11 protein-coding genes are annotated in these 10,401 nt (G+C 56.2%); 3 read left to right on the forward strand and 8 right to left on the reverse strand.

Annotation, left to right across the window (positions count from 1 at the left end):
- Window positions 1-12: 12 nt before the first annotated feature.
- Genes E5201_RS06820 through E5201_RS06850 form a run of 7 tightly spaced genes read right to left on the reverse strand, consistent with a single transcriptional unit; the run spans window position 13 to window position 6,547 of the window.
- On the reverse strand, window positions 13-411 hold the full coding sequence (locus E5201_RS06820) for an SUF system Fe-S cluster assembly protein (protein WP_246050447.1): 399 nt from the start codon (window positions 409-411) through the stop codon (window positions 13-15).
- 8 nt (window positions 412-419) lie between these two features.
- A complete protein-coding gene (locus E5201_RS06825) occupies window positions 420-1,637 on the reverse strand; it encodes an aminotransferase class V-fold PLP-dependent enzyme (protein WP_140985324.1) in 1,218 nt (405 codons plus the stop codon).
- The gene (gene sufD, locus E5201_RS06830) at window positions 1,627-2,673 is read right to left on the reverse strand and encodes a Fe-S cluster assembly protein SufD (RefSeq protein WP_140985325.1); all 1,047 of its coding nucleotides are present in this window, start codon (window positions 2,671-2,673) and stop codon (window positions 1,627-1,629) included. The genes E5201_RS06825 and sufD overlap by 11 nt, the downstream gene beginning before the upstream one ends.
- A complete protein-coding gene (sufC, locus tag E5201_RS06835; protein ID WP_140986069.1) occupies window positions 2,673-3,422 on the reverse strand; it encodes a Fe-S cluster assembly ATPase SufC in 750 nt (249 codons plus the stop codon). The genes sufD and sufC overlap by 1 nt, the downstream gene beginning before the upstream one ends.
- Window positions 3,423-3,440: 18 nt before the next feature.
- Entirely contained in the window at window positions 3,441-4,907 is a 1,467-nt protein-coding gene (gene sufB, locus E5201_RS06840) for a Fe-S cluster assembly protein SufB (RefSeq protein WP_140985326.1), read from the reverse strand.
- Window positions 4,907-6,031, reverse strand: coding sequence for a cysteine desulfurase family protein (locus E5201_RS06845; protein ID WP_140985327.1), 1,125 nt, complete (start codon window positions 6,029-6,031; stop codon window positions 4,907-4,909). The genes sufB and E5201_RS06845 overlap by 1 nt, the downstream gene beginning before the upstream one ends.
- Window positions 6,032-6,034: 3 nt before the next feature.
- Window positions 6,035-6,547: an Rrf2 family transcriptional regulator gene (locus E5201_RS06850; protein WP_140985328.1), complete on the reverse strand. Its 513-nt coding sequence runs from the start codon at window positions 6,545-6,547 to the stop codon at window positions 6,035-6,037.
- Window positions 6,548-6,713: 166 nt separating this feature from the next.
- Between E5201_RS06850 and E5201_RS06855 the strand changes: the two genes are divergently transcribed.
- Entirely contained in the window at window positions 6,714-7,367 is a 654-nt protein-coding gene (locus E5201_RS06855) for an alpha/beta hydrolase (RefSeq protein ID WP_140985329.1), read from the forward strand.
- On the forward strand, window positions 7,367-7,969 hold the full coding sequence (locus tag E5201_RS06860; protein ID WP_140985330.1) for an alpha/beta fold hydrolase: 603 nt from the start codon (window positions 7,367-7,369) through the stop codon (window positions 7,967-7,969). Before E5201_RS06855 ends, E5201_RS06860 begins: the two co-directional genes overlap by 1 nt.
- Here the strand turns inward: E5201_RS06860 and E5201_RS06865 are convergent.
- Window positions 7,947-9,068 carry an anhydro-N-acetylmuramic acid kinase gene (locus E5201_RS06865; protein WP_140985331.1) on the reverse strand — a complete coding sequence of 374 codons (1,122 nt, stop codon included), beginning with the start codon at window positions 9,066-9,068 and terminating at the stop codon, window positions 7,947-7,949. The genes E5201_RS06860 and E5201_RS06865 overlap by 23 nt on opposite strands.
- 77 nt (window positions 9,069-9,145) lie before the next feature.
- On the opposite strand from E5201_RS06865, the gene tyrS reads away from it, so the two are divergent.
- Complete coding sequence (gene tyrS, locus E5201_RS06870) at window positions 9,146-10,399, forward strand: tyrosine--tRNA ligase (protein ID WP_140985332.1); 1,254 nt, start codon at window positions 9,146-9,148, stop codon at window positions 10,397-10,399.
- The last annotated feature ends 2 nt before the right edge of the window (window positions 10,400-10,401 follow it).

Consider the following 10,401-nt stretch of genomic DNA (forward strand, 5'->3'; position numbering starts at 1 on the left):
TTGGGGTGATGTTTAAAACATGTTCAGTTGCAGCTTGGCTTCGTCACTCATCTTCGACGACTCCCACGGCGGATCAAACACCAGATTGACCTGACAGTCGGCCACGCCACGAACCCCCTTTACGGCATTCTGCACCCAGCCGGGCATTTCGCCAGCCACCGGACAACCGGGCGCGGTCAGTGTCATATCGACCACCACTTCGCGGCTGTCATTAATATCGACGCGATAGATCAGACCCAGTTCATAGATATCGACGGGGATTTCCGGATCAAACACGGTTTTAAACGCCGCGATGATTTCTTCGGTCAGGCGCGAGATCTCATCTTCACTCAGCGGTTCTACGGCTGGCGGAGCTTCGGCTTGGGTGAACAGCTCAGACTGTTCTCTGTGATCAGCGGCGGCATCAGTCATGTTACACCTTACTCAAAGAAACCCTGCGCCTTTTCGACACCGGCAATAAGCGCGTCGATTTCAGCTTCGGTATTATAAAGGGCGATGGACGCACGAACCGTTGAGGTTACCCCCAAACGGGTCATCAAAGGTTCCGCACAATGTGTCCCTGCCCTTACAGCTATATTGTATCGGTCAAGGATTTGCGCAACATCATGGGCATGGGCAGAGGCCAGAGAAAAGGTCAGAATCGACCCCTTTTCCGCCGCTTCACCATAGATTCGCACCGAATTAATGGTTTTCAGGCCCGCATGGGCGCGCTGATACAGGGCCTGTTCATGGGCGACACCCGCCTCACGATCCCATTGGTTCAACCAGTCAATGGCCGCTTTCAGGCCGATGACCTCAAGGATGGCCGGTGTGCCCGCCTCAAAGCGGTGCGGAACATCCGCATAGGTAATACGCTCTTTCGAGACGCTGCCTATCATCTCACCGCCACCCTGCCAGGGTGGTAAAGTTTCAAGCAGGTCATAACGCCCCCACAGAACCCCCAGACCTGTTGGCCCATAGAGCTTATGCGCGGAAAAGGCGTAGAAATCAGCGCCGATATCCTGAACATCCACCGGCAGGTGCACGACCCCCTGACACCCATCGATCAGTACTTTTGCACCGACGGCGTGAGCCTTGGCCACAATGGCCTTCACAGGATTGATCGTTCCCAGCACGTTGGACATGTGGGCAATGGCGACAATCCTAACCTTATCGGTCAAAAGCGTATCAAAAGCTTCAATATCCAGTGAGCCGTCATCTAGGATCGGTGCCCATTTCAATACCACGCCGCTGCGTTGCGCCAGCATGTGCCAGGGCACGATATTGGCGTGATGCTCCATCTCCGTGATCAGGATTTCATCACCGGCCTGAAGCGTTTGCCCGAAGGTCTGGGCCACCAGATTTATCGATTCCGTTGCCGACTTGGTGAAGATGACTTCCTCAACACGGGCAGCATTGATGAACTTAGCCACAGTCTCGCGACCGGCCTCAAAGGCATCCGTGACCTCATTGGCCAGACGATGCAGCCCCCGATGCACATTGGCATAGGAATGGGCCATGGCCCCGCTCATGGCGTCAATGACGGCCTGAGGCTTTTGTGCCGACGCACCGGAATCGAGATAGATCAGCGGCTTGTCATTGATTTCCCGCGACAGGATCGGAAAATCCTGCCGCACAGACTGTACATCAAAGGCCATAGAATCCTCCGGCCTTGTGTTCAATCCAGTTCAGCACCATGTCGCGCACGGTTTCGTCTTCGATCTGTTCAGCCACCGGCAAGACAAAAGCCTGCATCAGTAATGCCCGCGCCGTGGCCTCATCCATGCCGCGTGACTGACAGAAAAACAAAGCCGCCTCGTCCATCGCGCCAATGGTATTGCCGTGCGCGCATTGCACGTCATCGGCATAGATTTCCAGCTCAGGCTTAGCCCGCACCCGCGCCCCGTCATTGAGCATCAGGGACTGATGGTGCATGCGGGCGTCGGTGCCGTCCGCGCCACGCTCGACCAGTATGCGTCCCTGAAACACAGCCGTGGCGCGATCCTTGACCAAGCCCTTGATGAGCTGATTTGTAACGCCGTCAATCTCAGCGTGACGCACGCGCGTCGTGTAGTCAAAATGCGCCTTGTCCTTGAGCAGGTAAGCCCCGTTCATCTCGACAACCGCCCCATGACCGGCGTGATCGACATGGGTTTCAAAACGCTGAAACGCCGCACCGGTGGCAAAGACATATTGCTTATAAACGCTGTCCGGCGCAGTTTTAACGGTTGACCGGCGCACCGACGTCGCCGTTTCCGGCTCATCGAGAATGACCACGCGGATCAGGCTGGCACCCTCGGCCAGTTCAAAATGGATCGTCGTATGGGCGGCATAATCAAAAGCGCCGGTATAGTCCTCCAGCAGGATCAGGCTTTCACCGGCCCCAAGCCGGATATGCCCCTCACCCTGATAACCGGACACTTCACCTTCGGTGCCAAAATCGCCCATATCGAGATACAGGCGGCCCTTGGCCTGATTTACGGCTTCCTGAAGCCCGCCCAACTGACCATCACCGGCACAGTGCCAGTAAAAGCCGTTGAAATCGGCGACTTCGGCCTGAATATGCGACAGGCCAACGGCCTTTGGCGCTTCACGCAAGGCACGCGACAGGTCGGAATATTTCCATTCCTCATCACGACGCGTTGGATAGGTCGCGGGATCAAAAATATCCAGCTTACGGGCAGGCGCGTTCATCAGGCGGCCTCATTGACATAGCGATCATAGCCATGCGCCTCAAGCTCCAGCGCCAGTTCAGGCCCACCGGAATGAACGATTTTACCGTCCACCAGAATGTGAATGCGGTCGGGTTTGATATGATCCAGCAAACGCTGATAGTGGGTGATCACCAGCATCCCGCGATCAGGCGCACGTAAGGCGTTGACCCCGTCGGACACCACCTTGAGCGCATCGATATCCAGACCGGAATCCGTTTCATCAAGGATGAGGAATTTCGGCTTCAGAAGCGCCATTTGCAGCACTTCCATGCGCTTCTTCTCACCGCCCGAAAAACCGACATTCAGCGGACGCTTGAGCATATCCGCATCGATCTTAAGTGTCTTGGCTATGGCCCTGATTTCTTTAAGAAACTCAGGTGCAGACATTTCATCTTCGCCACGCAGCTTACGCTGTGAATTGAGCGCGGTGCGGATAAAGGTCATGGCCGGAACGCCGGGAATTTCCAGCGGATACTGAAACGACAGATAAAGACCGGCGGCGGCACGTTCATGCACCTCCATCTCCAGCAGGTCTTCGCCGTTCAGTGTCGCCGAACCGGCGCTGACCTCATAGTTTGGGCGACCGGCCAGCGTATAGCCGAGCGTCGATTTACCCGCCCCGTTCGGGCCCATAATGGCATGCACCTCACCGGCGGGCACATTCAGCGTCAGGCCCTTGAGGATGGTTTTGTCTTCGACCGCTACAGTCAGATTCTCGATGTTCAGCATTGTCATTTTTTTCTCTTTTTAGCCTACCGAGCCTTCAAGGCTGATGGCCACCAGTTTCTGTGCCTCAACGGCGAATTCCATCGGCAGTTCCTGCAACACATCGCGCACGAAACCATTGACCAGAAGCGCCACGGCTTCTTCCTGCGTCAGGCCGCGTTGCTGTGCGTAGAACAATTGATCCTCAGACAGGCGCGTGGTCGTCGCTTCATGTTCAAACTGCGCCGAAGCCGTATCGGACTCCACATAGGGCACCGTATGCGATGCGCAGGTCTTACCAATCAGCAGACTGTCGCACTGCGTAAAATTCCGCGAACCCGAAGCCTTGGCATGGGCCGACACCAGCCCGCGATAGGTCGAAGACGACCGCCCTGCCGAAATCCCCTTGGCGATAATGCGTGAGCGGGTATTTTTACCCAGATGGATCATCTTTGTGCCGGTATCGGCCTGCTGCATCCCGTTGGTGACGGCGATGGAATAAAACTCACCCACACTGTCGTCACCGCGCAAGATACAGGACGGATATTTCCAGGTGACCGCCGAACCGGTTTCCACCTGCGTCCAGGACACTTTTGACCGCGCCCCGCGGCAATCGGCGCGCTTGGTCACAAAGTTATAGATACCGCCCTTGCCCTCGGCATCGCCCGGATACCAGTTCTGAACGGTTGAATATTTGATCTCGGCATCCTCAAGCGCCACCAGTTCAACCACCGCCGCATGCAGCTGGTTTTCATCACGCATCGGCGCGGTGCAACCCTCAAGATAGGACACATAGGCCCCCTTGTCGGCGATGATCAGGGTACGCTCGAACTGACCGGTATTTTCCGCATTGATACGGAAATAGGTCGATAACTCCATAGGGCAACGCACGCCCTCAGGCACATAGACAAACGATCCGTCCGAAAACACAGCGGCATTGAGGGCAGCAAAGTAGTTGTCCGACACAGGCACCACGGTCCCCAGATACTGCTTCACCAGTTCGGGATATTCACGGATCGCTTCACTGATGGCGCAAAAGATCACGCCATGCTTTTTCAGCTCGTCCTTGAAGGTCGTCACAACTGACACGCTGTCGAACACGGCATCCACCGCATATTTCGGCGAGCCGACAACACCGGCCAGAACTTCCTGTTCTTTCAGCGGTATCCCCAGCTTGGCATAGACCGCCAGCAACTCAGGATCGACCTCATCAAGGCTGTTCAGTTTCGGCTTGGCCTTAGGCGCGGCATAATAATAGAGGTCCTGATAATCAACCTTCTGGTAATTGACCTTGGCCCAGTCAGGCTCATCCATCGACTGCCAGCGCTCAAAGGCCGCCAGACGGTATTCAAGCATCCACTCAGGTTCGTTCTTGCGCGCCGAAATAAAGCGCACGATATCCGCATTAAGCCCCTTGGGCGCATATTCCATCTCGATGTCCGAGACGAAACCATGCTCATAGGTCTCAAGTTTTTGAACCGTATCAATGGTTTCCTTGACCGCTGCCATCAGGCGCTTTCCTTTACTTTACTCAGTTGGCGCGATCTATGCGCCGCATAGCCTTTCGACCATACCGCCACGAACCGCTGCCAGTCATCGGGGCTGGTATTCCAGCCCGAAGATACACGCAAGGCCTTATCTGCCACACCCTGAAGCCCCATGGCCTCAAGTATACGACTGGATTTAACCTTGCCCGAAGAACAGGCCGAACCGGAGGACACGCAAATGCCGTTCATGTCCATATGGATAAGCTGCAACTGCGCCGACCAATCCGGTACTGTGAAACAAGATATGCCACCGGCGCGCGGCGCATCGACCCCGATAATAGTCACGCCAGCGGCAACGAGAGCCGCTTCGGCATCAGCTTGCCCGTCATTGCCCTTAAAACCCATCTGACGCACGGCTTCGGCAAAACCGGCAATGCCTGCGATATTTTCCGTTCCTGCCCGCAGACCGAATTCCTGACCGCCACCGGTGACCGCTGCCGCAATATCGCGGTCGGCATCATAAACGAATGCGCCAACCCCTTGCGGGCCACCGATCTTATGCGCCGCAAAGGCCAGACTGTCGGCCCCAAGCGCTTCAAAATCGACCTCGATCTTACCCAGCGCCTGCACGGCATCGACATGCAGCCACCCACCCACAGCCTTGACCAATGGCGCAATGGCCTCAATCGGCTGGATAATGCCGGTTTCATTATTAACCCGCATGACGCAGACGAACGAACGCTCCTCCTGAGCAAGCAGCACCTCCAGTGCGGCAATATCAATCAAACCGTTCCCAAGCACCGGCGCAACCGTCACCGGCACGCCCGTCGCACTGGCGGATTTGAATATACTGTCGTGTTCGGTGGCCGATACAATCACGCGGTCAAAGCCCCTCGCCTGACGCAGCGCCAGTTGATTGGCCTCTGTGCCGCCCGACGTGAACACCAGACGCGCAGGCCCCGTACCGTTAATGGCGCGTAAAACCGCATCACGCGCCTCCTCAAGCAACAGCTTGGCTTTACGTCCCAAGGCATGCACTGAAGACGCATTAGCCCCGATGTCCCACGCCGCGAACATGGCTTCGCGCACTTCGGGCCTGACGGGCGAAGTGGCAGCATGATCAAGATAGAGCGGCTTAGGGGCCATAGGTCAGGCGGTTTCCAATAATGAGGGCGAAAAGGGTTCGATACGTACGGTTTTACGGGTGCGCTTGTGCACCACGTCACTTAGCGAAACAGTCGAAAGATAGTCATGAATGGCAAAGCCCAGATCTTCCCACAGATTATGCGTCAGGCAGCGCTGCCCGCCGGGCATACAGCCAATCTCACGGGCGGCATTTTCCGGCGACAGACGCTTGTTGGCCCCCAGCTTGTTTGAGGTGTGGGCACACCGCGTCGCCTTAATGGGTTCATCGACCGCCAGCACGATCTCGGACACAAACAGGCTTTCCGAAGAGCGCGCCAGACTGTAGCCGCCCCCCGGCCCGCGCGCGCTCCGCACCAGTCCGGCACGGCGCAGACGGGCAAAAAGCTGCTCAAGATAGGACAGCGATATCTGCTGACGTTCTGATATCTCAGATAAGGAAATCGGACGCCCCTGTGCATTCATCGCCAGATCCGTCATGGCCATGACCGCGTATCGTCCTTTAGTCGATAGTTTCATATCCGATCCTTATGACGAAAAACCTGCGCAAAGCGAAAAGAGTGTGCTACACCGCACGAACTTGCAGGGCTTTCAGCCTTAGCGCAGAGGACTTAATAATTCCGACTACTGTAGTCAAGTATTGCGCACTGCACAACGACACATTTTGTTACAGCTAGGTGAATATATGCCTGAAGTGATCCTTGCCGGCGCCGCCGGACGCATCGAAGCCCGATACACGGCCGGTAAGACTGAAAACGCTCCCATCGCCCTGATTCTACATCCGCACCCCAAGGCGGGTGGCCATATGAACAATCCGGTGACCGTACAACTGTTCCACCTGTTCATGACACGCGGCTTTTCGGTGCTGCGTTTCAATTTCCGTGGCGTAGGTAAATCGCAGGGCGAATTTGACTCAGGCATAGGTGAACTGGCTGATGCCGCCACCGCGCTTGACTGGCTTCAGGCCAAAAACCCGACCGCCTCGCAATTCTGGGTCGCCGGTTATTCCTTCGGGGCCTATATCGGCATGCAGCTTCTGATGCGCCGCCCTGAAACCGATGGTTTTATTTCGGTGTCACCGCCAACCAATGCCTATGATTTCAGCTTTCTGGCACCTTGTCCGGCGTCCGGCCTGTTCCTGCACGGTGCCAATGACACCATTGTCCCGCCCCCCGAAGTCGACCGTGTGGTTGCCAAGCTGCGTTCGCAAAAAGGCATCATCATCGATCACGAACTGGTCGATAATGCCAACCACTTCTGGAACGACCAGCTTTCCGAAGTCGAATATCATGTCGGTTCTTATCTCGATCGCCGTCTGGCTGAAAAAGCCGAAGACTGATGACCGTGCGGCGGCTGTACTTACCCGGTGCCTCAGGCGATGCCCGGATATGGCAGCCGCTGTCCGACCTTTTGCCTGAGGCCGACAGCCGTTTCATCAGCTGGCCGGGCCTCGGCAACCAGCCACATGATCCCGCTATTACCGGTTTTGACGCCCTCACTCCCTTAGCCGAAAGTCATATGGGGGATGGGCCGGTAGATATATTCGCCCAATCCATGGGCGGGGTTATCGCGCTGCATCTGGCGCGCAAATACCCGAAACGGGTACGCAAACTGATTCTGGCGGTGACCTCGGGCGGCTTTGACATGAGCGGCATAGACCGTTTCAACTGGCGACCAGACTATCGCCGCAATTTCCCCAATGCTGCAAACTGGATAACGGACTATGCGCCACCTGCGGCAACCGACTTGCCTGATGTCACCCAGCCCTGCCTTTTGCTGTTCGGTGACAATGACCCGATAAGCCCCGTGGAAACCGGATACCGCCTCAAATCCATGCTGCCGGATGCACGGCTATATATTGTCTCCGGCGGCGCACATGACCTGATCCATAGCCACGCCAACCATCTGGCGCCGGTGGTTAGTGATTTCCTGAAGGCTTAGCCAAAATACCGCCCGTCAGAGACGCTTTGACCCCCGTTGTTTTCGGATACGAAATCGGCAAGCCCCTCACCGACCGCGCTGCCATATAGGCGAAGGCTTCAGCTTCAATCGCTCCACCGCGCCAGCCCATATCTTCGGCAATTTTCACTGGCCCCAGATCGCTCAGGCGTTGACGCAACACCTTGACCAGATGCGTATTATTTCGCCCCCCACCACACAAAAAAATAGCTTGCAATTTAAAACCAAACTTCTCGATTTCATATCGCAAGCTTTCCACCGTAAAGCTCATAAGCGTGGCCATACCCTCTTCCAGACTTAAGCTCTCAACCGCCTTAAGCGTGAAATCATACCGATCCAGAGACTTAGGCGCAGACGCCTGAAAATAAGGATGCGCAAGATACTGTGCGACAATATCTTCTCGCGCCACGCCACGCGCCGCCACGGTACCGTTTTCATCAAACAGCTTGCCCGTATGCTGCCGCATCCACTGATCCATCAGACCACTGGCCGGACCGGTATCAAGCGCATAGAGGTCATCTTCGGTAATGACCGTGATATTGGCCACGCCCCCCAGATTGACAACCACGACCGGCAGGGCAACACCCGCCGCCTCAACCAGCGCACGATGATACACAGGGGCCAGAGGCGCCCCCTCACCGCCTGCGGCCACGTCTGCGCTACGGAAATCGGACACCACGGGCACACCTGTCAAATCTGCAAAGCGCTGCCCGTCAAAAAGCTGAACCGTGCGCCCATTAACACCGGCTATAGGGCGCTCATGCAAAACCGTCTGGCCATGCACGCCCAAAAGGTCGAAATCCGCCAGATTCAAACCGTTCTCAGTCACAAAGGCCAATAGCGACTGATGGTGAAAATCAACAATCACCCGCCGCGCCTCATTGAAAATCTCAGGCTCAGGCGTTTCGCGCGGCCAGTTCAACGCCGCCTGAGTCGCCGCCTCGATCACGCTGCGTATCTCCGACGGCATAGGCTTTTCGGCGAACGGCCCGAACGTCACTTGCGCTTCACCATCGGTTTCCAGAACCGCCATGTCGATCCCGTCAAGCGAGGTGCCGGTCATAAAGCCGATAATTTTCATCTGAAATACCTATGGAAAAGCAAGGTGCGCATGGTAAAGGCACAGTCGTATTCCATAACGCTTTCAAGTAAAAGATCATGACCACCTTCAAATCCGATTTCCTCAACATCCTTCAATCGCGCGGGTTCATCCACCAGTGCACGGATGCGGAAGCCTTAGATGCTCAGGCTTGCGCCGGAACCATCACGGCTTATAGCGGATATGACGCCACAGCCTCGTCGCTGCATGCGGGCCATCTGGTGCAGATCATGATGCTTTACTGGCTGCAGAAGACCGGTCACCGTCCGATCGTCCTGATGGGTGGCGGCACCACTAAGGTCGGCGACCCTACCTTTAAGGACACGCAGCGCCCGCTTCTGACCGACGAACAGATTCAGTCCAATATGGACGGCATCAAGTCAGTGTTCACCAACTTCCTTACCTTTGGTAACGGCCCGACCGACGCCATCATGGTCAATAATAACGACTGGCTGTCCGAATTCGGCTACATCGAATTCTTGCGCAACTTCGGCACGCATTTCACCATCAACCGCATGCTGACCTTTGATTCCGTCAAGCTGCGCCTTGAGCGCGAACAGCCAATGACCTTCCTTGAATTCAACTACATGCTCATGCAGGCCGTTGATTTCCGCGAACTGAATTCCAAATATGGTTGTGTCCTGCAAATGGGCGGCTCGGATCAATGGGGTAACATCGTCAACGGCGTTGAACTGACGCGCCGCCTCAATCAGAAGCCAGCCTTCGGCCTGACAACCCCGCTTCTGACGACCGCTTCGGGAGCCAAGATGGGTAAAACCCTGGGCGGGGCTGTATGGCTCAATGCCGATGCCTTGTCGCCCTATGACTACTGGCAATACTGGCGCAATGCCGAAGACGCCGATGTCGGTAAGTTCCTCAAACTGTTTACTGATATTCCGCTCGATGAAATTGCTCGTCTCGAAAAGCTTCAGGGCGCGGAAATCAACGAGGCCAAAAAGATACTGGCCGATGCCGCGACCCGCATGGTGCATGGCGAAGCCGCTGCCCAGACGGCACGCGACACCGCCCAAAAGGCGTTTGAACAGGGCGTGTTGTCGGCGGACCTGCCGACGGTTGAAATTGCCCGCAGCGATCTTGAAGCCAGCATCATGCTTGCGGCTCTGGCGACCCAGATTGGCCTGACCCAGTCAAACGGCGAAGCCCGTCGTCTGGCACAGGGCGGCGGTCTGCGGGTCAATGACGCGGCCATCACCGATGGCAATCAGAACATTACCCTGAACGACCTCAATAGCGATGGCGTCATCAAGGTCTCACAGGGCAAGAAAAAGATCGTCCTCGTAAGGCCAGTCTGATC

Origin of the sequence: Asticcacaulis tiandongensis, assembly GCF_006475605.1 — a bacterium.
Taxonomy (GTDB): domain Bacteria; phylum Pseudomonadota; class Alphaproteobacteria; order Caulobacterales; family Caulobacteraceae; genus Asticcacaulis; species Asticcacaulis tiandongensis.